Origin of the sequence: Paenibacillus montanisoli, assembly GCF_003268025.1 — a bacterium.
Lineage (GTDB): Bacteria > Bacillota > Bacilli > Paenibacillales > Paenibacillaceae > Paenibacillus_Z > Paenibacillus_Z montanisoli.
The window spans coordinates 122,578-145,958 of sequence record NZ_QLUW01000004.1 but is presented as its reverse complement, the minus strand read 5'-3'; the positions used below and the strand labels follow the sequence as shown (position 1 = coordinate 145,958).

19 protein-coding genes and 2 riboswitches are annotated in these 23,381 nt (G+C 56.8%); of the genes, 16 read left to right on the top strand and 3 right to left on the bottom strand.

Annotation, left to right across the window (positions count from 1 at the left end):
• Window positions 1-14: 14 nt before the first annotated feature.
• From bcp to DL346_RS20290, 7 genes are all read left to right on the top strand, one after another.
• The gene (gene bcp, locus DL346_RS20320) at window positions 15-497 is read left to right on the top strand and encodes a thioredoxin-dependent thiol peroxidase (RefSeq protein ID WP_112884212.1); all 483 of its coding nucleotides are present in this window, start codon (window positions 15-17) and stop codon (window positions 495-497) included.
• Window positions 498-1,497: 1,000 nt separating this feature from the next.
• Window positions 1,498-2,541: an AAA family ATPase gene (locus DL346_RS20315; protein WP_338066319.1), complete on the top strand. Its 1,044-nt coding sequence runs from the start codon at window positions 1,498-1,500 to the stop codon at window positions 2,539-2,541.
• Complete coding sequence (locus DL346_RS20310) at window positions 2,538-4,016, top strand: DUF58 domain-containing protein (protein WP_112884211.1); 1,479 nt, start codon at window positions 2,538-2,540, stop codon at window positions 4,014-4,016. The genes DL346_RS20315 and DL346_RS20310 overlap by 4 nt, the downstream gene beginning before the upstream one ends.
• Window positions 3,994-6,825 carry a transglutaminase-like domain-containing protein gene (locus DL346_RS20305; RefSeq protein ID WP_240633328.1) on the top strand — a complete coding sequence of 944 codons (2,832 nt, stop codon included), beginning with the start codon at window positions 3,994-3,996 and terminating at the stop codon, window positions 6,823-6,825. The genes DL346_RS20310 and DL346_RS20305 overlap by 23 nt, the downstream gene beginning before the upstream one ends.
• Window positions 6,826-7,140: 315 nt before the next feature.
• A complete protein-coding gene (gene guaA, locus DL346_RS20300) occupies window positions 7,141-8,679 on the top strand; it encodes a glutamine-hydrolyzing GMP synthase (RefSeq protein WP_112884210.1) in 1,539 nt (512 codons plus the stop codon).
• Window positions 8,680-8,772: 93 nt separating this feature from the next.
• Entirely contained in the window at window positions 8,773-9,324 is a 552-nt protein-coding gene (locus tag DL346_RS20295; RefSeq protein WP_240633327.1) for a GNAT family N-acetyltransferase, read from the top strand.
• A 62-nt stretch (window positions 9,325-9,386) separates the two neighbouring features.
• Window positions 9,387-9,485: riboswitch (purine riboswitch) on the top strand.
• Window positions 9,486-9,625: 140 nt separating this feature from the next.
• Window positions 9,626-11,020 carry an NCS2 family permease gene (locus tag DL346_RS20290; protein WP_112884209.1) on the top strand — a complete coding sequence of 465 codons (1,395 nt, stop codon included), beginning with the start codon at window positions 9,626-9,628 and terminating at the stop codon, window positions 11,018-11,020.
• A 49-nt stretch (window positions 11,021-11,069) separates the two neighbouring features.
• Here DL346_RS20290 and DL346_RS20285 read toward each other — a convergent pair whose 3' ends face one another.
• Genes DL346_RS20285 through DL346_RS20275 form a run of 3 tightly spaced genes read right to left on the bottom strand, consistent with a single transcriptional unit; the run spans window position 11,070 to window position 13,450 of the window.
• Entirely contained in the window at window positions 11,070-11,738 is a 669-nt protein-coding gene (locus DL346_RS20285) for a TetR/AcrR family transcriptional regulator (protein ID WP_133257545.1), read from the bottom strand.
• 17 nt (window positions 11,739-11,755) lie between these two features.
• Window positions 11,756-12,553, bottom strand: a complete 798-nt coding sequence (locus DL346_RS20280) for an ABC transporter permease subunit (RefSeq protein WP_112884207.1) — start codon at window positions 12,551-12,553, stop codon at window positions 11,756-11,758.
• Window positions 12,554-12,565: 12 nt separating this feature from the next.
• Window positions 12,566-13,450, bottom strand: a complete 885-nt coding sequence (locus tag DL346_RS20275; RefSeq protein WP_112884206.1) for an ABC transporter ATP-binding protein — start codon at window positions 13,448-13,450, stop codon at window positions 12,566-12,568.
• Window positions 13,451-13,746: 296 nt separating this feature from the next.
• A riboswitch (purine riboswitch) is annotated at window positions 13,747-13,847 on the top strand.
• A 203-nt stretch (window positions 13,848-14,050) separates the two neighbouring features.
• Between DL346_RS20275 and purE the strand changes: the two genes are divergently transcribed.
• The 9 genes from purE to purF all read left to right on the top strand — a co-directional run bounded on the left by purE (window position 14,051) and on the right by purF (window position 23,258).
• Entirely contained in the window at window positions 14,051-14,536 is a 486-nt protein-coding gene (gene purE, locus DL346_RS20270) for a 5-(carboxyamino)imidazole ribonucleotide mutase (RefSeq protein WP_112884205.1), read from the top strand.
• Window positions 14,533-15,705, top strand: coding sequence for a 5-(carboxyamino)imidazole ribonucleotide synthase (purK, locus tag DL346_RS20265; RefSeq protein WP_112884204.1), 1,173 nt, complete (start codon window positions 14,533-14,535; stop codon window positions 15,703-15,705). Before purE ends, purK begins: the two co-directional genes overlap by 4 nt.
• A 5-nt stretch (window positions 15,706-15,710) precedes the next feature.
• Entirely contained in the window at window positions 15,711-17,006 is a 1,296-nt protein-coding gene (gene purB, locus DL346_RS20260) for an adenylosuccinate lyase (protein ID WP_112884203.1), read from the top strand.
• A gap of 190 nt (window positions 17,007-17,196) precedes the next feature.
• Window positions 17,197-18,087 (top strand): phosphoribosylaminoimidazolesuccinocarboxamide synthase, encoded by an 891-nt coding sequence (locus tag DL346_RS20255; protein WP_112884202.1) that lies wholly within the window; start codon window positions 17,197-17,199, stop codon window positions 18,085-18,087.
• A gap of 54 nt (window positions 18,088-18,141) precedes the next feature.
• Complete coding sequence (locus DL346_RS20250) at window positions 18,142-18,345, top strand: hypothetical protein (RefSeq protein WP_112884201.1); 204 nt, start codon at window positions 18,142-18,144, stop codon at window positions 18,343-18,345.
• A 287-nt stretch (window positions 18,346-18,632) separates the two neighbouring features.
• Complete coding sequence (gene purS / locus DL346_RS20245) at window positions 18,633-18,875, top strand: phosphoribosylformylglycinamidine synthase subunit PurS (RefSeq protein WP_112884200.1); 243 nt, start codon at window positions 18,633-18,635, stop codon at window positions 18,873-18,875.
• A 3-nt stretch (window positions 18,876-18,878) separates the two neighbouring features.
• The gene (purQ, locus tag DL346_RS20240; RefSeq protein WP_112884199.1) at window positions 18,879-19,574 is read left to right on the top strand and encodes a phosphoribosylformylglycinamidine synthase subunit PurQ; all 696 of its coding nucleotides are present in this window, start codon (window positions 18,879-18,881) and stop codon (window positions 19,572-19,574) included.
• Window positions 19,552-21,795, top strand: a complete 2,244-nt coding sequence (purL, locus tag DL346_RS20235) for a phosphoribosylformylglycinamidine synthase subunit PurL (protein ID WP_112884198.1) — start codon at window positions 19,552-19,554, stop codon at window positions 21,793-21,795. Before purQ ends, purL begins: the two co-directional genes overlap by 23 nt.
• Entirely contained in the window at window positions 21,780-23,258 is a 1,479-nt protein-coding gene (gene purF, locus DL346_RS20230) for an amidophosphoribosyltransferase (protein WP_112884197.1), read from the top strand. The genes purL and purF overlap by 16 nt, the downstream gene beginning before the upstream one ends.
• Window positions 23,259-23,381: the final 123 nt, after the last annotated feature.

The following is a 23,381-nucleotide window of genomic DNA, read 5'->3' as shown; positions in this document are numbered from 1 at the left end:
GGAGGAAGTCGAACATGGCAAGAGCGATTAAAGCAAAAGCAATCGTAGGCAAAAAAGCGCCCGACTTTACCCTGCCGTCCTTAGGCGGCCGGGAAGTCAGCCTAAGTCAATTTGCGGGCAAGAAGGTCGTCATCTTCTTCTATCCGAAGGATTTGACGCCGGCATGCACGCAGGAGTCGTGCGATTTTCGCGATTCGTATGCGGCCTTCGGCGCCTATAATACGGTCGTGCTCGGAATCAGCATCGACGATGTCAAGACGCATGAGCGCTTCGCGGAGAAATACGAGCTGCCCTATGAGCTGCTAGCCGACCCGGAGCACCGTGTGTGCGAGCTTTACGGCGTGTGGCAGATGAAGAAGCTCTACGGCCGCGAGTATATGGGACTTGTCCGCTCGACCTTTCTCATCGACGAGAAAGGCAAGCTTGTGCGGGAATGGCGCAATTTGCGCGTGAAGGGGCATGTAAGCGAGGTGCTGGCTGCGGTGCAGGCGCTGTAGCTGGAATTGGAGAAGTGAGGACTCCTTGGTTATCAAGGGGTCCTTTTTTGTTGCCTGAAAGCGGTGCTGGAAGCACCTCTTTCGGCGGCAACGGCGGTTTTCCGTCGGATTTGAGGTCAAGAGGTGCTTGTGAAGTACCACATTGGATAACATCCGTCGGTTTTGAGGTCAAGAGGTGCTTGTGGAGCACCACATTGGATGACATCCGGCGGTTTTGCGGTAAAGAGGAGCTTGTGGAGCACCACATTGGATGACTTCCGTCGGATTTGAGGTCAAGAGGAGCTTGTGGAGCACCACATTGGCGACTTCCGTCGGATTTGAGGTCAATGAGGTGCTTGTGGAGCACTACATTGGAAACCTCTGGCGGTTTTGAGGTCAAGAGGAGCTTGTGGAGCACCACATTGGCGACTTCCGTCGGTTTTGCAGCTGAGAGGTGCTTGTAGAGCACCACATTGGCAACATCCGACGGTTCTGCGGTCAAGAGGAGCTTGTGGAGCACCAAATTGGCGACTTCCGGCGGTATTGAGGTCAAGAGGAGCTTGTAGAGCACCTCTTTCGCGCTTTCCGTCGCCTACCCGCGTAAATTTAGCCTTGCGAACTACTGTTTCGGCGGAAACGGAGGCTTTTCGTCTATGAGTAGCTTCAAAGGTAGGAGCAATGAGAGGTAACAGGTACCGCACATGGAGCGCATTTAGCGTAAATGACAGGAAGAGAGGTAACAGGTACCGCACATGGAGCGCATTTGGCGAAAATGACAGGAAGAGAGGTAACAGGTACCGCACATGGAGCGCATTTGGCGAAAATGACAGGAAGAGAGGTAACAGGTACCGCACATGGTACGCATTTAGCGAAAATGACAGGGAAGAGAGGTAACAGGTACCGCACATTATGCCGCAATGCTGCGGGGAATGTTGCGCGGCGGAGGTGTAAACATGGCTTTGTCTGGCGAAACTATCAACTATGGAATTCATAGGTTGAAAGAGTAGGAGATGAAGCGCAAATGATACCGAAGCAAATGGCGGAGACGTACAGCCCCAGGTTAGCCGAGATGGAGGATATGCATAAGCAGGATATGTGGCCGGAGGCGGCGCAGCAATCGCTGCAGCTCATGATGTCGAGGGTGAACAGCGTGCTGCTTGGCAAGAGCGAGGTGGTGTCGCAAGTGTTCAGCGCCCTGCTGGCAGGCGGTCATGTGCTGCTGGAGGACGTGCCCGGAGTCGGCAAAACGCTTCTCGTGCGCGCGATCGCCCGGGTGATGGGAGGCGAATTCCGCCGCATTCAATTTACATCGGATATGCAGCCTGCCGACGTGGTTGGCGGCATGGTATGGGACGGGAAGCGGGGCGAGCTTGTTTTTCGGCAGGGCCCCTTGATGGCGAATGTCGTGCTCGCCGACGAGATCAACCGGACGCCGCCCCGCACGCAATCCGCGCTGCTCGAGGCGATGGAGGAGCGGAGCGTGTCTGCGGACGGGGAAACGAGGCCGCTGCCGAGGCCGTTTATGCTGCTCGCGACGCAAAACCCGCTGCGCGACGACGGTACGTACCCGCTGCCGGAAGCGCAGCTTGACCGCTTCATGATGCGGCTGTCGATCGGCTACCCTGCGCCGGAGGACGAGATCGCCATGCTGGAGGGGAAAACCGCACAGCGGCTGCAGCCGGAGTCGCTGCGTCCGGTCATCATTCCGGAGGAGTGGCTGCGGATGCAGCGGGACGCGCTGTCCGTGCATGTCCATCCGGCCCTGATGGCCTACGCGGTTCATATTGCCGACGCGACCCGAAACGCGCAAGAGCTGCTGCTCGGAGCCAGTCCGCGCGCGACACTCGATTGGGTGCGAGCAGCGCAGGCGACTGCGTATGTCGGGGGACGGCGTTTTGTCGTGCCGGATGATCTGAAGCAGACGGCCGAGCCGGTACTTGCGCACCGGCTGCTTGTGCGCGACGAGGCGCTGGTGCGCGGAAAAACCGCCACGTCCGTGCTTGGCGGCATATTGTCGTCGCAGCCGATTCCGGTACCGTCAGGCGACGGCGGGCGGCGGCGATGAAGCGGAATGAGAGAAAGCAGGCGGGGCAGGCAGGGAAAGCCGAAGCGATGCAAACGGGACAGGCAGGTCTTGCGGCGCCTAGCCGGCGAGCGGCGGAGCGATCGAAGCTGCGCAGCCGTTATTTCGCCAAGGCGATGGTTATTTTGCTGCTGGGCGCCAGCTTAGCTGCGCTGTATGCGCGGGGCGGGGCGGTGGAGTGGCTGCTCGCCACGGTATTGGCCGCGGTTTCGATTGGTTGTTTGATTTTTCCGTACTTTGCGGTCGGGAAGTTGTCCGTTAAACGGTCCGTCAAGGAAGCGGGGCGGTTATTCGACGGCGGCGAGATGGAGGTACAGCTGAAGCTTCGGTTCAGCAGGCCGGTACCCTTCATGTGGGTAGGAGTGAGCGATGAGGTTGTGCCGGTTTCGGCGGCGCGCGACGGGAAAAGGGTCATGGCCCGGCATGCTTTTCTGCCCGGGTTAAAGCGTGCGTTCCAGCTCACGTATACGGTGAAGGGACTGAGGCGCGGCGAGCTGGATTTTGGAACGGTGCAGGTTACGGTTGGCGATATGCTGGGGCTGACGGTCCGTACGTTCGAGGTCGTCTGCGCGGGGAAAGCACTCGTACACGCGAAGGCTCCTGCCGGCGAGTCCTTCTCGGATTTACCGGGCTTTCGCCCCGGTTCAACCAGCAGCGAACGGCAGCCGATCGCCGCAATCGGCGGGCAGATGATCACGGCGGCCGCGCGGGCAAGCCGAAGCGGCGCGGGTCCGGACGTGCGGACGTACATGCCAGGCGATTCCCCGAGGCGGGTTGATTGGCGGGCCATGGCCAGAGGGCTCGGCATGCAGACGCGAGTGAGCAATGCGGAGGAAGCCGGTCAGCTCATCGTGCTGCTGGAAACGACGGCATCCGCTTACGGCGGCGACGAACGGCTTTTCGATGCCCATGTGGGACGAGCAGCGCTTCTAATCGGACAGGCGGTACGTGAAGGCAAAAACGTGCTGCTGCTGACGAACGGCGCAGACGGGCGGAAGGAGCAAAAGGTCCGTGCCGGTGAGAGGGCGGACCTGCTTGCGGCGGAGGAACAGCTGGCCCGCTTGCAGTGGAGTCTGACCGGAGAGCCGCTCCCGCAGCTGGTATCCGATGTGGTGGCGGGGATGTCCCGCGGCGCGGCGCTCGTTTGTTTGGCGGCGGAAATGAAGGCTGGGAAGGCGGCGTCTGCGGAGCCGGAACCGGCTGCGGATTATGTGGTTTACAGCGCTAAACTCGCTGCCGTGCGGGGTGTGAGGTTAGTTTTGCTGCTCTCTCAAAAAGCAACTGAAGCCAAGCCGTCAGATGCCGGCTGGAGCAAGCGGCTCCAAGGCACGGGCTGTCTCGTCAAGTCGCTGCCTGTTCCGCAGGCTTACCGGAACCAAGTCCCGGAAGTAGCAGATTCGAACATGACCGTAGACGGGGAAAGGGGCGTCATCCATGTCAGCACGGCAAGCAGTTAGCCCAGGCGCGGGAGCAGGAACAGGGAGCGGGCAGCTTTCGAAGCGGGAGCAGGAACGGGCGGGGTTGTCTTTTTTTCAGCTCCTGTCGCGGCGGACGGTCACAAGCTTGCTGTTGTTCGGGCTGATCGCGGAGTGGCTGCTTCCTCTCAAACAGCTGCAAGTCTATACGGAGCTGTATCATGTGGAACCGCTGCTTGTGGCGGTCGGGTTATTCTTGGCGGTCGGATTGTTCGTGCCCCCGACTTGGGTTTCGATCTTGCTGAACGGATGCGTCACGGTGGGGACCGTGCTTGTATTGTTCCGTTCGCAGTATCCGCCTGGTCAGAGCGCGTTTTCCGGTCTGCTGGGTTCGCTTGCGCATGATCTCGATCAAATCATGCAGGGTAAAATGATGCTGGGAGGCGAGGTGCGAACGCTCCTGCTCGTCTGCGGTCTCGGCATGATGGCGCTGGCGGTGCAGTCCTTGGTCTGGCTGCGGCAATGGGGGCTTGGGCTGACCGCGCTGACGGCGGTTTATTTGCTGCTGCTGTACGGGTTCCTAGGGCTGCAGGTGTTTCCGAACCTGCTGCGCGCGTGCGCGGAGGGACTGTTGCTGAGCGCGCTCGTTACGGTGCCCCGCATGGAGCGTCTGCTTGGGATGAACGGACTGTTCCAGGCGGCTGACCGCAAAAGCGATGTGGCGGGTTGGTCCGTCAACTGGTGGAATGGCGCGGCATGGCTGGCTGTGGTGATTATGGCGGCAGGCATCGGGTCGGTGTGGGGGCTAGCCAAGCAGACACCGGCCGAACCGGCGCCTTGGGCTGCGGAAGCGATCGATTGGGGTCAGCAAAAGCTGAAGGACCATCAGAGTGGAGCGGGACCTCGCGGTACAATGACCGCAGCGGAGGAAGCGATGGCCGCGGAAGGGCTCGGCAATGCAGGGGTCACCGGCTATGGGCTGGATGATCGGGTTCTTGGCGGGTCTCTCTCGCAGGATCACACCGTGTTATTCACGGTTGCCTCGAAGGAGGCGACCTATTTGCGCGGCGAAAGCAAATCGGTTTATACCGGCACAGGCTGGGAGCAGGAAGCGCATGATTGGCTGACGTTGAACGTATCGGCATACGAGGCTGAGGAGGACGCGCGCTTGCTCGTGCAGACGATCACGGCTGCTCATCCGGCAGCAGGATGGCCGCTGTTGTCGGGCGGCGCGGAAGCGAAGGTTACGGCGATCCGGACGCTAAGCGGAGCCGGCGGAGAGACGAAATCCGCCTATCGGCGGGATGCGGCGACCGGAGCGCTTTTCCCCGCCGGCGAAAATGACCGGGTGCTGAGCTACACGGTAGCGGCCGAGATACCGGAGCTGGCGCTGGATGAGCTGCGCAAGGCGTCTTCGGCGGTGGAGCCGGTTGCAGGCGGCGAAGATAGGGAAGAGGAAACGACAAGGACGAGTTCGGACGCCGATGGTTCGGAGACGAACACCGGTACAGGTGAGGGCAGCGAAGAGGAGAGCGGAAGAACGGCAGGAGCGGGTTCGGAGACAGGTTCGGGCATAAGCTCCATGGGGACGAGCGGTGAAGGGAAGGACGAAGGTTCGGCAGGAGAGAGTACGGGTGTTGCGCGTTCTGTGACGGATCCGTCGAGCGTGGTTGAACAGGGTGACGGTACGGCAATGGACAGATCGCCGGAGAGCCGGTTGGGGACGGATGCGGCGGAAAAGGCAGTTTCCAGCAAGTATGTCGAAACAGTAGCGCTGGCTGATGCCTACACTCAGCTGCCGGCAGGGCTGCCGGCTCGGGTCGGGGATCTGGCCGCGGACATTATCGCGAAAGCGGGTTCTCCCGTGAACCGCTATGATCAGGTGCAGGCCATCGCTTCGTATTTGCGCAGTCACTATGCATATACCCTGCAGTCATCGATCCCGGCGAGAGGGGAGGATTTCGTCGACGACTTCCTGTTCCGCCAACGGCAGGGCTACTGCGTACATTTCGCCTCGGCGATGGCGGTGATGCTCCGGACGCAAGGGATTCCCGCGCGCTACGTGAAAGGTTTTGCGCCTGGCGAACCCGCGGAAGGCACGGCGGGCGGAGCGGGACTGTACACTGTTCGCGCAAGCGATGCGCACGCGTGGGTGGAGGTGTTTTTCCCGGGGGTCGGCTGGGTAGCCTTTGAGCCGACGCCGGGGTTTGCGGCACCGGGCAGCGGTGCCGCCGGCGATGCGTCGTCGCCTGCTTCGGCAGGCGACGGCGCGAAGCCAGCGGCCGCGGACGCTGATGGCGCAGCCGGCGCTGAGGCTGGCGGCGCCCGCGCGCTGGCGGGGCGCCTGGAAACGAAGCTGCAGGCGGCGGCGCAGCAAGCCGCCGATGCCGCGCAGCGCGGAGCGCACGCCCTCGCGCAAGCGGCGCGCGAAGCCATGGCCGCGGAGCCGTGGGCCATGGCTTCGCTAGCCGCGGGCGCCACAGCCGCCGCGGGGCTCGCCATGGCGGCGGCGCGGCGCAGGCGCGAACGCTTCGCGTTCGGAAGCGCGCTGCGACACTACGGCAGCGCGCTTCAAGCGGGCCGGCATACCGCGGCCCGCGGGCACTTCCTCCAGCTCGCGGATGCCTGCTGGCGCGAGCTGTACAACCGCTGCGGCGCGAAGCCGCTGCACCGCACCGCGCGCGAATTCGCGGCGGAGGCGCTGCCGGGCCTCCCGCCGGAAACCGCGCAGCTAGTCGCTGAGTTTGTGCGCTGGGATGAAGCGGCGCGCTATGGCGCGCAATGGCAAGATCGGCCGTCGCTGCAGCAAATGACGACGCTCGTCGCGGGCCTCCGGTCGCGCGAAAACTAAACTAAACCCCGCCAATTGGGAATTGGCGGGGTTTCTACGGTCTATTTGATCGGTTCAAAATGACCAACCGTACTCATTTTATGCTCCAAGAAGTAAATAACCAAGTAAATAGGGAAGGAATAATAAAAGTGCCAATCATTCATCACATAAAAACCTATTCACTGAATTGTCTTCTCAAGCCTAATTTCCCGAGCAATAAAACGGCTGCGCCGCCGCCACACAATTGGCACATTCAGCAGTACTCTTCGCGCCTTGACTGTCCCATACCGCCTATATATAATTGACACAATGATTTGAGGGAGGCTTTGACAAAAAGTGAACAAGCCAAATGAAATGATCGTCGTTCTCGATTTCGGCGGTCAGTACAACCAGTTGATTGCAAGACGTATCCGGGATTTGGGCGTATACAGCGAATTGCTGCCATACAATACGTCGGTGGAACGGATCCGCGAACTACAGCCGAAAGGCATCGTGTTCTCGGGAGGACCGGCAAGCGTGTATGAGGAGAAGGCGCCGCACGTAGATCCTGCGATATATGACCTCGGCTTGCCGATCTTCGGCATTTGCTACGGCATGCAGCTGATCGCGCACCAGCTCGAAGGCAAGGTTGAGCGCGCGGGCAAGCGCGAATACGGCAAAGCCGATGTGGACTTCATCGCGGGCAGCGAGCTCGTGAAAGATTTGCCGAGCAACCAAACGGTGTGGATGAGCCACGGCGACCACGTCGTGGAATTGCCGAAAGGCTTCCGCGTCGATGCGAGCACGGAGCATGCGCCGATTGCGGCGATGAGCCATGGGGAGCGCAAATTGTACGCGGTGCAATTCCATCCGGAAGTGCGCCACTCCGTGCAGGGCAACGAAATGATCCGCAACTTCCTGTACAACGTTTGCGGCTGCGAAGGCAATTGGAGCATGAGCACGTTCATCGACGATACGATCCGCGATATCCGCCAGCAAGTCGGCAGCGGCAAAGTGCTTTGCGCCTTGTCCGGCGGCGTCGATTCCTCCGTTGTGGCCATCCTGCTGCACAAGGCAATCGGCGACCAGCTGACTTGCATGTTCATCGACCACGGCCTGCTGCGCAAAGGCGAAGCGGAGAGCGTCATGGAAACGTTCGTCGGCAAGTTCGATATGAAAGTGGTCAAAATCGATGCCAGCGAGCGCTTCCTCGGAAAGCTGAATGGCGTCGACGATCCGGAGCAGAAGCGTAAAATCATCGGCAACGAATTTATCTACGTGTTCCAGGAGGAATCCGCGAAATTCGACGATTTCGAATTCCTCGCGCAGGGCACGCTTTATACGGATATCGTGGAGAGCGGTACCGCTACGGCGCAGACGATCAAGTCGCATCACAATGTCGGCGGCTTGCCGGAAGACATTAAATTCAAGCTTGTCGAGCCGCTTAAAGCGCTGTTCAAGGACGAAGTGCGCAAAGTCGGCGAAGAGTGCGGCTTGCCAGCGGCTATCGTATGGCGTCAGCCGTTCCCGGGTCCGGGTCTTGCGATCCGCGTGCTTGGCGAAGTGACGGAAGAGAAGCTGAAGATCGTCCGCGAATCCGATGCGATTCTTCGCGATGAGATCGCGAAAGCCGGCCTCGACCGCGAAATCTGGCAATACTTCACGGCGCTGCCGAACATGAAGAGCGTCGGCGTCATGGGCGATGCGCGTACGTACTCGTACACGGTCGGCATCCGCGCGGTAACGTCCATCGACGGCATGACCGCCGACTGGGCGCGTATTCCGTGGGACGTTTTGGAAAAAATCTCGGTGCGGATCGTCAACGAAGTCGAGAACGTCAACCGGATCGTTTACGACGTAACGTCCAAGCCACCGGCAACCATCGAGTGGGAATAGTTTAAACGATAATCATGCCAAAAAGACTCCCTTTTTCTGCGTTGCGCAGCAAATGAAGGGAGTCTTTTTACTGACAAACGGGAGATGGAAATCATGCTGGCAAATGATTTTTTGAAGGGAACGCACGTAGCGCTAGTTCCTCTTGGCAATGAAGATCTGCCGGTCCTGACAAAATGGCATCAAGATGTTGATTTCTTGAGAGCCTTGGACGCCGTCCCGGCTTTTCCGAGATCGGAGAGACAGATCGCTGACTGGCTGGAGCAAAGCAATCGTTCTAACACGACGTATACGTTCGGTATTCGAGCCAATGAAACAAACGAGTTAGTCGGCTATGTCGAATTAGACGGCATTATGTGGAGCAACCGGGTAAGCGGCGTGTCCATTGCCATCGCGCACAACCAAAACAGGCGAAAAGGATACGGAGCCGAAGCCTTGAACTTAGTGCTGCGGTTCGCCTTTCATGAACTGAACCTGCACCGTGTTCAATTAACCGTATTTGGTTATAATACATCTGCCATTGCATTGTATGAGAAGGTTGGGTTTCAGAAAGAAGGGGCATATCGGGAATTTATCGATCGTGACGGCAAAAACATGATATGTATCTTTACGGTCTGCTGCGACACGAGTGGCTTAACATTTATGTAATGGTTTCCCATTGACAGTGTCAGGTTTTCCTAGCTATTATTGTTCACGTAATCAATCACACAAACAATAACTGCATACCTTTTCGTATAATCTCAAGAATCGGCTTGGGAGTCTCTACCGGTCACCGTAATGACCTGTCTACGAGAAGCAGGACTTGCAATCGCGCGTATTGTCTATTTGCGCGTACTTGTCCTGTTTTGCGTGGAGCCTAGAGTCAAATGCCGATCGATCAGTCGATCGGCATTTTTTTCTGGGCTTCAGTTTGTTCTGAAAACATTTTTTTGGGAGGGTATTTTAAAAAATGGAGCGTTTCTTTCGGTTGAAGGAACACGGAACAAATGTAAGGACAGAAATCATGGCGGGCCTTACAACATTCATGACGATGGCCTACATTTTGGCCGTCAATCCGGGTATTCTCGGAACAGCGGGACTCGATGGGTATTCGGTATTTTTGGCAACGGCTCTAGCCGGCGGTATTTTCACGATCGCGATGGGCTTGTTCGCAAACTTCCCGGTTGCGCTTGCGCCAGGGATGGGTCTTAACGCGTACTTCGCGGCAACGGTGCTTGCGTCCAAAGCGACGGACACGCCGATTTCGCCTTCGATGGCGCTGACGGCCGTATTTATTTCCGGTATTATCTTCTTCATCCTGACGATTACGCAAGTTCGTCAATTGCTTATTACCGCGGTTCCGGACAGCTTGAAACATGCAATCACGGTCGGTATCGGGTTGTTCATCACGATTATCGGCTTGAAAAACAGCGGCATCATGACGGTCGGCGTTGAAAATACGGTGACGGACATTCCGAAAGGCGTATTTACGGACGTTCTCGGCTTCGAAACGGTATTCCACATGGGCAGCCTGGAAAACTCAAGCGTGTACCTGACGCTGCTTGGCGTACTGTTGATCGCGGTTCTGATGGTGCTTCGCGTGCCTGGCGCCATCCTGTTCGGCATTCTTGCCGTCACGATCATTGCGATCCTTACCGGCGACGTTAACGTAAAAGCAGCGCTGGAAGGTCAAACGTGGAGCCCGGATTTCAGCAAAGGCAACTTCTTTGACTTCGACTTCAAAGGCGTTATTGACGCCGGCTTGATCTCCGTGATCGCAACGTTCACGTTCGTTGAATTGTTCGACACATTCGGCACGCTCGTCGGCACGGCGAACCGCGCAGGCTATATGAAAGACCCTGAGAAGGGCAAGAAGCTTGTCGGCAAAGCGATGCTTGTCGATGCGGTCGGCGTAAGCGGCGGCGCAATGCTCGGCACAAGTACGGTAACCGCGTACGTAGAAAGCTCCGCAGGTATCGCGCAAGGCGGCCGTACGGGTCTAACCGCGGTAACAACGGGCGTGGCGTTCCTGGCAGCGCTGTTCCTGTGGCCGCTGATCTCGCTTATCCCGGGCTCGGCAACGGCAGCGGCTCTGATCGTCGTCGGCGTACTGATGGTTCAATCGATCAAAGAAATCGACTTCCAAGACATGGTGTACGCAGTCCCGTCCTTCTTGACGGTTGCGATGATGCCATTCACGTATAACATTGCAAACGGCATTTCGTTCGGTATCGTTTCGTACGTCGTGCTTGCAACGGTAGCGAACCTGTCCGGCAAAAAAGGCAGCTACAAAGTGCACTGGCTCATGTGGGTGCTCGCGATCCTCATTGTCGCGCGTTACGCATTTATCGGCAGCCAGGGTTAATATAGAAAAGAGGACGGCGCCAGGAGCGCGGTCCTCTTTTTTTATCCCCTTATTCAGACTGCCGGTATACGCCGTATTTGAGCATATCGATAAACGAATCGATTTCTTGGAGCAGTTCTTTCTCCATTGCCGCGGATGGACGAGCTTGTGCTTTGTGCAGCTGCAAATACTTGTTCGACAAGGCATTCAAGACGAAAGCGACGTGGTTGAATACCTGCTCGACACTTAACCCTTCGCGCAGCGGCGCGGCGTCCAGCAGCTCGGCACGATAGATGGATTTAAGCATGACGGGCGTCGTAAACTTCTTCTGATAATCGGCGATCAGTTTCTCGACCTCCGCCTCCAAGGCTTTCGGCGGATGGCTGATGACGCGCTGAACCAGCGAGGTCTCGTGAAAATACTTCAGCGTCACCCGCTGCTTTGCAAGCACCATTTCCTTGATGCGCTCAAAGAAATCGGCGGCTTCGATCGCAGCCACCTCGGCGAAGGTTTTCTCCACCAGGATGTCCATCGCGTGCTGGACGACGGCGAGGTACAGATTTTTTTTGCTCTTGAAATAATGGAACAGAATGCCTTTGGATATGCCTGCCCGGGCAGTAATGGTATCCGTGGAGGTGTTGGTATAGCCGTTCTTGGCAAACTCCTCGATGCAAATATTCATGATCAGCTCCTGCTTCTCTTCAGGCAGCTTCGCGAAAGCGGGATACACAGCTCGCACCTCAGTTCGCCGCTTAACTAAACGGTGATGTTTTTTTTACTATAATACCAATAAGCGAACAATGCGCAACAGACGATAACCGCACCCATAATTGAGATGTACAGCGGATCGAAGTACCGGTCGGATATGATCGCCGCCGCTTCGGCATACTTAAAGGGGCTTACATATTTAAGCCATGTCAAGTGATCGGATACGCCCGAGATAATGCTGAAGAAATACGTAATGAACACGAGGCCAAGCGACATGGATACGACGGAACGCGTGCGTTTCAGCATCGCCGAGAACAGGAAGGAGACGCTAGCGAACGTCAGATGCATAAGCAGGACGGCAGACTCCAGCAGGAAGAACGTCTCCAGCGAGACATCGTTATCCTTCGAGAATTGAAAGCCGAGCAGGCTTGCCGCGACGATGACGACATTGAAAAGCAGCACGTTAATGACGACGGCGGCCAGCTTCTGCGTGATAATCGATGAACGCGTAATCGGCTTCGAGAGCAGAAACTCGATCGTTTTCTCATGCTGCTCCTTGGCTACGATGTTCGATGCTAGCAGCGAAGCGAAAATGCTGCCGAGCAGCGTTGTCATCAGGTGAATCTCGATGCCGTAAAATCCGAGCAAGGAGCCCATGCTCAGCCGGTCCATTCCAAACGCTTTCTTCATGCCTTCCGGCAGCGTGTTCATCATTTCTTCCATGCCTTGCTGCGACTTGGCGAATTCCGGATAAATGCTTAAGTACATGAGAATGATGCCGGCCATTATAATACTCCAAATGACGAGGCCTTTCAGGTTTCGTCTAAACTCTCTTCCGAGAAGCATGGCGCTGCCTCCTTATTTTTTCTCGTAATAGTGCATGAATACTTCCTCGAGCGACGGCTCCTCGATCAAAATATCGGTAAAAGCGCATTCCGCCAATCCCTGCACAAGTTGTTTCATATCGCCGCCATAAAGCAGCTTCACATGCGATCCGGCCGTTTCCTGTTTAATAATGCCGCTTAATTGTGGGAGCCTAAACTCATCAGGGCGGATAACCGTTAACGTAATGTTCTTCAGGTTGTTCTTGAGCAGCTGTTCGACGGATTCCACTTTGATGAGCGAACCGTCCTTGATAATCGCGACCCGGTCGCACATTTTCTGCACCTCGCCAAGAATATGGGAGGAGAAAAAGATCGTCGTGCCTTTCTCGCGCTCTTCTTTCAGCAGCTCGAAGAACGTATGCTGCATAAGCGGATCGAGGCCGCCGGTCGGTTCGTCCAGGATGAGCAGCTTCGGCTCATGAAGCATTGCCTGTACGATGCCGACCTTCTTCCGGTTGCCGAAGGAGAGATCCTCGATTTTGCGCGAGGTATCCAGATCCAGCCGTTCAGCGAGCTTGGCGATGCGGGCCGTATTTTTTCCGCCATAGAAGGCTGCCGAGTAATTCAACAGATCGATGACCTTCATGTCGTCATAGTAAAAGACCTCTGACGGCAAATACCCTACATGCTTGCGGATTTCTTTGGCGTCCTTCGTAATGTTCAAGCCGAGAATCGAGGCGCTGCCCGATGTCGGAAAGACAAAATTGAGCAGCGTCCGGATGGTGGTGCTTTTGCCTGCGCCGTTCGGTCCGATAAAGCCGAACACCTCTCCTTCCTCGATGGAGAAGGAGATATCCGTTATGCCGCGGCTTTTGCCGTATGTTTTCGTCAGCTGTTTTAATTCCACGATGGGTTTCACTCTTTTGGCCTCCTTTAGAGGGTTAATGAATTCGATTGACCGATGAGTCAATGTGATTGTAATCCTGGTTGACTCGTTAGTCAATCGAAATTTGCGGCGGTGTGCATCGGGCGGAAGCCTTTGGCTTGACTGGGCCAAGCAACCAACATGATCACAAATTAGACAAAAATTTTGACGAAAATTGCGATTGTGGCCGAAAACACGAACTATAACCGTTAACTATAATTTAATGTTCGTGTTTTTTCGTTGACATTCCATATCAGGATTGATAAACTAGGGGTAGCTTATTAACGACAAAATACTTGCCGCGCAAGACTCGTATATCCTTGGGGATCAGGCCCGAGAGTATCTACCCGAGAACCTTAATTTTCGGACTACGAGCCCATGCAGTCGAAGAACCAGGTTGCCCCTTGAAGGGGCAGCCTGATGTTGTCTTTTGCCGCCCCTGCCTCAATTTGGCAGTCATTCGGGCTGGATGGACAACCTTCCTTGCTGGTCTTGTAAGTCCCGAAGCCATCCAGATTGATTGGAGCATGCGCTGAGGGACTTTTTTTGTGGCAATGGCAGTTATATTCCTTGATCAAAGGTGGTAATCAGCAGATGTCAGCAAAAGTGGGCGTCATCATGGGCAGCAAGTCGGATTGGGAGACAATGAAGCTTGCCTGCGACGTTCTGGACGAGTTGCAAATTCCGTACGAGAAGAAGGTTGTATCGGCGCATCGGACGCCGGATCTCATGTTCCAATACGCGGAAACGGCAGCGGAACGCGGCTTGAAGGTTATTATCGCGGGCGCGGGCGGAGCTGCTCACCTGCCCGGCATGGTCGCCGCGAAGACGATCCTGCCGGTTATTGGCGTACCTGTGAAGTCGTCGAATTTGAACGGTCTTGATTCACTGCTTTCGATCGTGCAGATGCCTGGGGGCATTCCGGTTGCAACCGTTGCGATCGGCAATGCGGGCGGCACGAATGCGGGATTGCTTGCGGCGCAGATGCTTGGCGCATTCGATCCGGACGTGCAAGCGCGCGTGCAGGCGCGCCGCGAACGGATTGAGCGGGAAGTGCTCGAAAGCAGTGAGACGCTATGAGCGGCGGAACGGCTAAAGAAGCGAAGGTCATTCTGCCGGGTTCGACGGTCGGAATTTTGGGCGGCGGCCAGTTAGGCCGGATGATGGCGAATGCCGGCAGCGCGATGGGTTACCGGTTCGTGGCGCTCGATCCGACGCCGGATGCGCCGTGCGGGCAGGTCTCGAGCCAGATCGTCGCCGCCTATGACGACCGCGAAGCGGCTCGCGAGCTAGCCCGGCGCGCCGACGTCATCACGTACGAGTTCGAGAACGTCGACGCCGGCGTTGCGGCGATGCTGATGGAGGAATCGTACGTGCCGCAAGGCAGCGAGCTGCTCTATACGACGCAGCATCGGCTGCGCGAGAAGCGTGCCATCGAAGCGGCAGGCGTGAAGGTTGCGCCTTACGCGGAAGTGCGCAGCGCGGATGAGCTTCGCGAAGCGGTAAGCCGCTTCGGCCTGCCTTGCGTGCTGAAGACCGCCATGGGCGGCTATGACGGCAAAGGCCAATGGGTGATCCGCAGCGAGGCCGAGATCGGAGAAGCGTTCGAGACGCTGAGCCGTGCCGGAACGGAGCTGGTCGTGGAGCAATTCATCCGCTTCCGGAAGGAGCTTTCGGTCATCGCGGCCAGAAGCCCGCAGGGCGAGATTCGGACGTTTCCGGCGGCGGAGAACATCCACGTGGATAATATTTTGCATCTGTCGATCGTGCCAGCGCGCATGGAGGAAGAACTGCAGCGTGAAGCGGAGGTGCTGGCAGCGAAGATTGCCGAGGGGCTTGGCGTCGTCGGTCTGATCGCGGTGGAGTTGTTCCTGACGGAGGACGGCGAGCTGTTCGTGAACGAGCTTGCGCCGCGTCCGCATAACAGCGGCCACTATACGATGGAGGCATGCCGGACCTCGCAGTTCGAGCAGCATGTGCGCGCCGTATGCGGCTTGCCGCTTGGCGACACGGCACTGCTGACGCCGGTTGTCATGGTGAACGTGCTTGGCGAGCATGTCGAGCCGCTGCTGGGGCTGATGGAGCGCAAGGATGAAAACGCAGAACGTTTGGGCGTCGCGCCTAAAATTCATTTATATGGGAAACATGAAGCCAAACATAAACGGAAGATGGGCCATGTAAACGTGCTTGCAGCAGATGTGGAGCAGGCGCTGGCGTGGATTTCCGAAACGAATATTTGGAGGGTTTAAATATTATGTTGGATCGTTACAGCAGACCGGAAATGAGAGCGATTTGGACGGAAGAGAATAAATTCAAGGCTTGGCTCGAGGTTGAGCTTTGCGCATGCGAGGCTTGGGTAGAGCTTGGCATTATCCCTCGGGAGGATGTCGCGGCGCTGCGCGAGAAAGCGACCTTCAGCATCGACCGCATCAACGAGATCGAGCTGGAAACGCGCCATGACGTAATCGCGTTCACGCGCGCGGTATCCGAAACGGTAGGTCCAGAGCGTAAATGGGTGCACTACGGCCTGACGTCTACCGACGTGGTAGACACGGCGATGGGTTATCTGCTTCGTCAAGCGAATGAAATTCTCGAGAAGGACATTGTAAATTTCATTGATATTTTGCGCGGTCAAGCGGTTGTTTATAAAGATACGGCGATGATGGGCCGTACGCATGGCGTTCATGCGGAGCCGACGACGTTCGGTCTGAAGCTGGCTCTCTGGTACGAAGAGATGAAGCGTAACCTGGAACGTTTCCGCCACGCGGCGAACGGCGTCCAATTCGGCAAAATCTCCGGTGCGGTAGGCACATACGCCAACATCGATCCGTTCGTAGAAGAATTCACTTGCAAGAAGCTTGGCATCACGCCTGCGCCGATCTCGACCCAAACACTGCAGCGCGACCGTCACGCCGAGTATGTAGGCACGCTTGCGCTGATCGCAACATCGCTCGATAAATTCGCTACGGAAATCCGCGCTCTGCAGAAGAGCGAATTCCGCGAAGTCGAAGAGCCGTTCGCAAAAGGCCAAAAGGGCTCGTCGGCAATGCCGCACAAGCGCAACCCGATCGGCTGCGAGAACATTTCCGGCCTGTCCCGCGTGATCCGCGGCCACATGCTGACGGCGTACGAGAACGTTACGCTGTGGCATGAACGCGATATCAGCCATTCGTCGGCTGAGCGCGTCATCCTTCCGGACTCGACGATGCTGCTGAACTACATGCTGAATCGTCTGGGCAACATCATCAAGAACCTGCAGGTATTCCCTGAAAATATGAAACGCAACATGCAGCGCACGTTCGGCGTGCCGTTCTCCGGCCGCGTCATGACGAAGCTGATCGATAAAGGCCTCAGCCGCGAGCAAGCATACGACACGGTACAGCCTCGCGCGATGCAGGCGTGGGAAGAGCAGCGCCAATTCCGCGACATCATCGAAGCGACGCCGGAAATCACGGCGCACCTGTCGCCTGAAGAAATCGCGGATGCGTTCAACCCGGCTTGGCATCTCAAGCATGTGGATACGATTTTCAAGCGGCTTGAGTTGATATAAAAGCATGACTGCGCATGAGAAAACGTCTTCCGATCGCTGTTGTACCCTGAGTTTCTTTTAACCATAAGCGACAATAGGTTGAAACTCGGGTACAAAGGCGAACGCTACCGCTTCTTCAGACTGTTTTCTCCTGCTCCGTCACCACTTGTAAAGATCAAACCCAATCCCTTGAAAAGAAGGAGAGAGAGCAATGACGCAAGCGTTGTCCACGGCTGTGGAATATGTCAAAGCCCCGCTGCTGTATAAAGGAAAAGTGCGCGAGCTTTACGATCTGGGCGAGCATTATTTGATCGTCGTAACGGACCGGATCAGCGCGTTTGACTACGTGCTTGACCCGGCGGTGCCGGAGAAGGGCAATGTATTGAACCGCCTGTCGGCGTTCTGGTTCGAGCAAACGGCCGGCATGATGCCCAACCACATCGTGCACACCGATGTGTACAAGCTGGGGGATCTCGTCACCGAGCCGGAACTGTTGAAGAACCGGATCATGGTTTCCAAGAAAGCCGAGCGCATCGATATCGAGTGCGTCGTCCGAGGCTATATCACAGGCGGCGGTTGGAGACAATATGTGAAAACATCGGCAATTAACGGCATCGAGCTGCCGGCAGGCCTGCGCAAGAACGAGCGCTTCCCGGCGCCGCTGTTCACGCCGGCTGCGAAGAACGACGTCGGCCACGACGAAGACATCCCGTTCGAGCGCATGCAGGAAATGGTCGGCGCCGAGCTGGCCGAGGAGCTGCGGGACAAGAGCATCGCGCTCTACGAATTTGCCCGCAACTTCTGTGAAGAGCGCGGCATTATTCTAGCGGATTGCAAATTCGAATTCGGCCTGATCGACGGTAAAGTCATTCTGATCGACGAAATCTTCACCCCGGATTCCTCGCGTTTCTGGGCGAAAGAGAACTACGCCTTCGACATCGAAATCGACAGCATGGACAAGGAACCGGTGCGCACGTACCTGCTCGGCTCCGACTGGGACCGCGAAAGCAAACCGGCTCCGCTGCCGCAATCCGTCGTAGACGAAACGACCAATCGCTACCTGGCGATCTACAAAGCGCTGACCGGCGAAGATTTGGTTTAAGCAATCCCACGCCTAGCGGCAAGAAGCCGGGAAGAGCGGTAACGGTTACCGCACATGAGCGGAAAACCGACGGAAATGCCGCGAAGAGCGGTAACGGTTACCGCACATGAGCGGAAAACCGGCAGAAACGGCGCAAGAGCGGTAACGGTTACCGCACATGAGCGGAAAACCGGCGTAAACGCCGGGAAGAGCGGTAACGGTTACCGCTCACTCCAAAAACAACACGCGGGCCAAGCACAGATGGTCCGCATCACATAAACCGGGCTCGTGCAGCGATGGCAACCCGCCCCGCAAGCGCAGCCCATGATGCTCCCCAAGAGCATCATGCAGTTAATGTTTTGCTTTTCACCCAGGATGGGTGAAGCAAATAAGCGGGTTGTCGAGCCGTAGAGCGCAAGCGCTCGCCTTTGAACTTGGGAAACCTCCGCAGGAGATTCGTTCAAGTTTCCCGAAGTTCAACAGCGACGAAGGCCGACACATCCGCGTTTTGCGAAACACTCCCATCCCTACAAAAACAACCATTTCGCAGGAGGCGACCCCCACCAATGAAGGCTAAAGTTTACGTAACCATCAAGCAAAACGTACTAGACCCGCAAGGCAGCGCCGTTCAAGGCGCGCTGCACACGATGGGCTTCGAAGAAGTCGGCAAAGTCCGCATCGGCAAGTATCTGGAGCTGAACCTCAATACATCCGACCGCGCGGAAGCGGAAGCGCGTTTGACGGCAATGTGCGAGAAGCTGCTGGCTAACACCGTAGTGGAAGACTACCGTTTCGAATTGGAGGGATAAACGATGAAGTTTGCGGTACTCGTTTTTCCAGGCTCCAACTGCGACATTGACTGCTACAAGGCAGTAGAAGATACGATCGGCCAAAAGGTTGACTACGTATGGCACACGACGACCGACCTTTCCGGCTATGACGCCATTCTCGTGCCGGGCGGCTTCTCTTACGGCGATTACCTGCGCTGCGGCGCGATTGCCCGTTTTGCGCCGGTCATGAACGAAGTGGTGAAAGCGGCCGAAGAAGGCAAATTCATTCTCGGCATCTGCAACGGCTTCCAGATCCTCACGGAAGCAGGCCTCCTGCCAGGCGCGCTGCGCCGCAACAACGGCATGAAATTCATCTGCGATCAAACGCAGCTTGAAGTCGCAAACAACAATACGGCCTTCACCAGCGAGTACAACGAAGGCGAAATCATCAATATTCCGATCGCTCACGGCGAAGGCAACTACTACTGCGACGACGAGACGCTCGCGCAGCTGAAAGCAAACAATCAAATCGTGTTCCGTTACGCGGGCAACACCAACCCGAACGGTTCCGTGGACAATATCGCCGGCATCAGCAACGAGCGCGGCAACGTCGTCGGCATGATGCCGCATCCGGAGCGCGCTGTGGATCAGCTACTCGGCTCGGAGGACGGCAAACGGATGTTTACTTCGATTTTGAACGCGTGGAGGGAAAAGAATGGCGCAGCAGTTAACAGCTAAGGAGCCGACAGCGGAACAAATTGCGGATCAACGCATTTATACGCAATTCGGAGTAACGGATTACGAATATGAACTGGTTTGCGGCTTCCTCGGACGTAAGCCGAATTATACGGAGATTGGCGTATTCAGCGTCATGTGGTCGGAGCACTGCTCCTATAAGAACTCGAAGAAGATTCTAAAGAAGTTCCCGATCACCGGCCCTAAGGTTTTGATGGGTCCAGGCGAAGGCGCGGGCATCGTCGACATCGGCGACAACCAAGCGGTCGTGTTCAAAATCGAATCGCATAACCATCCGTCCGCGGTTGAGCCGTACCAAGGCGCAGCTACAGGCGTCGGCGGCATTATCCGCGACATTTTCTCTATGGGCGCTCGTCCGGTTGCGCTGCTGAACAGCCTGCGCTTCGGCAACCTTGAAAATGCGCGCGTCAAATATTTGTTCGAGCACGTAGTTGGCGGCATCGCGGGTTACGGGAACTGTATCGGTATCCCAACGGTCGCGGGCGAAGTCATGTTCGACGAAAGCTACGAAGGCAATCCGCTTGTTAACGCCATGTGCGTAGGCCTTATCGATCATGATAAAATCCAGCGCGGCGTAGCCAAAGGCGTAGGCAACCCTGTTTTCTACGTTGGACCGGCAACCGGCCGCGACGGCATTCACGGCGCGACGTTCGCATCGGTTGAATTGTCCGAGGAATCCGAAGAGAAGCGTACGGCTGTCCAAGTAGGCGATCCGTTCATGGAGAAGCTCGTTATGGAAGCAACGCTTGAACTGATTAATGCCGGCATCGTTGTCGGTATTCAAGATATGGGCGCGGCAGGCCTCACTTGCTCCAGCGCGGAGATGGCGTCCAAAGCCGGCAACGGCTTGGAGCTGTACCTCGACGAGGTGCCTCAGCGCGAAGAAGGCATGACGCCATACGAAATGATGCTGTCCGAGTCGCAGGAGCGCATGCTGTTCGTCGTAGAACCGCAGCATGAAGCGCAAGCGCAGGAGATTTTTGACCGTTGGGGCATTATCTGCGTGAAGGTTGGCAAAGTAACGGATGACGGCCGTCTGCGTCTGTTCCACCAAGGCGAAGAAGTGGCGAACATGCCGGTAAAAGCGCTCGTTGACGAGTGCCCAATGTACGACAAGCCATCCTCAGAGCCTGCTTACTATGCGGCAAACGCAGCGATCGACACGGCAGCCTATCCGGAAGTAACGGATTTGACGGGCGCGCTGAAGCAAGTGCTGGCTTCGCCGACGGTTGCAAGCAAAGAGTGGGTTTACAACCAATACGACTACATGGTTCGGACAAGCACGGCGGTTCAACCGGGCTCCGACGCTGCGGTCGTTACGATTCGCGGCACGCGCAAAGCGCTGGCGATGACAACGGACTGCAATGGCCGTTACGTGTACCTTGATCCAGAGGTTGGCGGACGTATCGCGGTAGCGGAAGCAGCGCGCAACATCGTTTGCTCCGGCGCTGAACCGCTTGCGATTACGGATAACCTGAACTTCGGCAACCCGGAGAAACCGGAAGTGTTCTGGCAAATCGAGAAAGCGGCTGACGGCATTTCCGAAGCTTGCCGCACGCTCGATACGCCGGTCATCGGCGGTAACGTCAGCTTGTACAACGAGAACGCGAAGGGCGCGATTTACCCGACGCCGGTTATCGGCATGGTGGGTCTCGTGCACGACGTTGACCATATTACTACGCAAGGTTTTAAAGCAGAGGGCGACGTTATTATTCTCGCCGGCGAAACGAAGCATGAGCTAGGCGGCAGCGAGCTGCAATACGTGCTGCACGGCAAGAGCGAAGGCCGTCCGCCGCAAATCGACCTTGCAACAGAGAAGACGCTTCTGAACGGCGTGCTCGGCGCGATCCGCGAAGGCCTTGTCGCTTCGGCGCATGACCTTTCCGAAGGCGGTCTGGCGGTTGCGCTTGCGGAATCCGCAATCAGCGGCAAGCTTGGCGCTGAAGCGAACGTTGCGACTGACCTGCGTCCGGACGCTGCGCTGTTCAGCGAGTCGCAATCCCGTATTTTGCTGTCGGCTAAACCGGAGCAAGCGGAAGCACTGCAGAAGTATTTGACGGAGCAAGGCGTTCCGAACGCGGCTATCGGCGTAGTCCGCAGCAGCGGTTTGGTCGTAAACGTGAACGGCAAGCCGGGCATTAACGCACCGGTTGATCAATTGGAGAAGGTCTGGAAGGATGCGATTCCATGTCTGATGAAATAAAGCAGCTGCCGAAGCTGTGGACTGGCAATCACTATAACGAAGGCATCGGCCGTGACGATATTTTCGATAAATTGCGCGAAGAGTGCGGGGTATTCGGGGTGTTTGGCATCCCGGATGCCTGCTCCCTCGGCTACTATGGCCTCCATGCGCTGCAGCACCGCGGGGAAGAGAGCGCCGGAATGGCAGCAGTGGAATCGGAAAACGGCAAATTCACGTATCACCGCGGCATGGGTCTCGTGAAGGAAGTGTTCGACCAGTCGAAGCTGGAAGGCCTTCCGGGCGACCGTATCATTGGACATGTGCGTTACTCGACCGCAGGAGAAAGCAAGCTCGCGAACGCGCAGCCGCTTATCTTCAAATACCGTGACGGCGACTTGGCTGTGGCGACAAACGGAAACATCGTGAACGCTCCAGCGATCCGCAAGGAGCTGGAGAGCCAAGGCTCGATCTTCCAAACGACGAGCGATACGGAAGTTATCGCTCATCTGATCGCGCGCTCGAGCAAAGATTTCGTCAACGCGGCGAAGGATGCGCTGCAGCGGATTATCGGCGGATTTGCTTTCCTTATCATGACGAACGATAAGCTGCTTGTCGCTTCCGACGGCCACGGTTTGCGCCCGCTAGTCATGGGCAAACTGGGCGATGGCTACGTGTTCGCTTCCGAGACATGCGCTCTGGAAACATGCGGCGCGGAGTACGTACGAGACGTACAGCCGGGCGAGCTGCTCATCCTCGACAAGAACGGTCTGAGGGAAGACCGTTTCGAGAAGATGGAGCGCCGCGCGACGTGCGCGATGGAATATATTTATTTTGCTCGACCGGACAGCGACATTAACGGCATCAACCTGCACTCGGCGCGCAAGCGCATGGGCCGACAGCTGGCATTAGAAGCGTTCTTCGACGCGGATGTCGTAACCGGCGTGCCGGATTCCAGCATTTCCGCGGCAATCGGCTATGCGGAGCAGACGGGCATCCCTTACGAGCTTGGACTGATCAAGAACAAGTACACGGGCCGTACGTTCATCCAGCCATCGCAGGAGCTGCGCGAGAAAGGCGTTAAAATGAAGCTTTCCGCGGTTCGCAAAGTGGTCGAAGGTAAACGCGTCGTTATGATCGACGACTCCATCGTGCGCGGAACGACGAGCCTTCGCATCGTGAACCTGCTTCGCGAAGCGGGCGCGACCGAGGTTCATGTGTGCATCACCTCGCCGCCGTTCATGAATCCTTGCTACTACGGCATCGACACGCCTGACCGCAAGGAGCTGATCGCTTCGCAGAAGTCCGTGGAAGAGATCCGCAAGGCGATAAACGCGGATTCGTTGGTATTTCTAAGCCATGATGGCTTTATTGAAGCCGTTGGCGGCAACGACGGCGAATACAACCGGGGCATGTGCCTCGCATGCTTCGATAATGATTATCCGACGCCGGTCGATCCGGCTTCGGAGAAGAGCTGTTCGTGCTAGTCCGGTGCTAAGTTCGTGACCTGCGGTCGATATGGGTCTCCACTCGCTGTTGTAGATGGATTTCTTTGAATTTCTAACCTGTATAGGTTGGAAATCCATCTACAAAGGCGACCGCTGACGCTG

Excerpts from the sequence above, each read along its gene's own strand:
- bcp (WP_112884212.1), top strand. The coding sequence starts at position 15 with ATGGCAAGAGCGATTAAAGCAAAAGCAATCGTAGGCAAAAAAGCGCCC.
- DL346_RS20315 (WP_338066319.1), top strand. The coding sequence starts at position 1,498 with ATGATACCGAAGCAAATGGCGGAGACGTACAGCCCCAGGTTAGCCGAG.
- DL346_RS20310 (WP_112884211.1), top strand. The coding sequence starts at position 2,538 with ATGAAGCGGAATGAGAGAAAGCAGGCGGGGCAGGCAGGGAAAGCCGAA.
- DL346_RS20305 (WP_240633328.1), top strand. The coding sequence starts at position 3,994 with ATGTCAGCACGGCAAGCAGTTAGCCCAGGCGCGGGAGCAGGAACAGGG.
- DL346_RS20295 (WP_240633327.1), top strand. The coding sequence starts at position 8,773 with ATGCTGGCAAATGATTTTTTGAAGGGAACGCACGTAGCGCTAGTTCCT.
- DL346_RS20290 (WP_112884209.1), top strand. The coding sequence starts at position 9,626 with ATGGAGCGTTTCTTTCGGTTGAAGGAACACGGAACAAATGTAAGGACA.
- DL346_RS20280 (WP_112884207.1), bottom strand. The coding sequence starts at position 12,553 with ATGCTTCTCGGAAGAGAGTTTAGACGAAACCTGAAAGGCCTCGTCATT.
- purE (WP_112884205.1), top strand. The coding sequence starts at position 14,051 with ATGTCAGCAAAAGTGGGCGTCATCATGGGCAGCAAGTCGGATTGGGAG.
- purK (WP_112884204.1), top strand. The coding sequence starts at position 14,533 with ATGAGCGGCGGAACGGCTAAAGAAGCGAAGGTCATTCTGCCGGGTTCG.
- purB (WP_112884203.1), top strand. The coding sequence starts at position 15,711 with ATGTTGGATCGTTACAGCAGACCGGAAATGAGAGCGATTTGGACGGAA.
- DL346_RS20255 (WP_112884202.1), top strand. The coding sequence starts at position 17,197 with ATGACGCAAGCGTTGTCCACGGCTGTGGAATATGTCAAAGCCCCGCTG.
- DL346_RS20250 (WP_112884201.1), top strand. The coding sequence starts at position 18,142 with ATGAGCGGAAAACCGACGGAAATGCCGCGAAGAGCGGTAACGGTTACC.
- purS (WP_112884200.1), top strand. The coding sequence starts at position 18,633 with ATGAAGGCTAAAGTTTACGTAACCATCAAGCAAAACGTACTAGACCCG.
- purQ (WP_112884199.1), top strand. The coding sequence starts at position 18,879 with ATGAAGTTTGCGGTACTCGTTTTTCCAGGCTCCAACTGCGACATTGAC.
- purL (WP_112884198.1), top strand. The coding sequence starts at position 19,552 with ATGGCGCAGCAGTTAACAGCTAAGGAGCCGACAGCGGAACAAATTGCG.
- purF (WP_112884197.1), top strand. The coding sequence starts at position 21,780 with ATGTCTGATGAAATAAAGCAGCTGCCGAAGCTGTGGACTGGCAATCAC.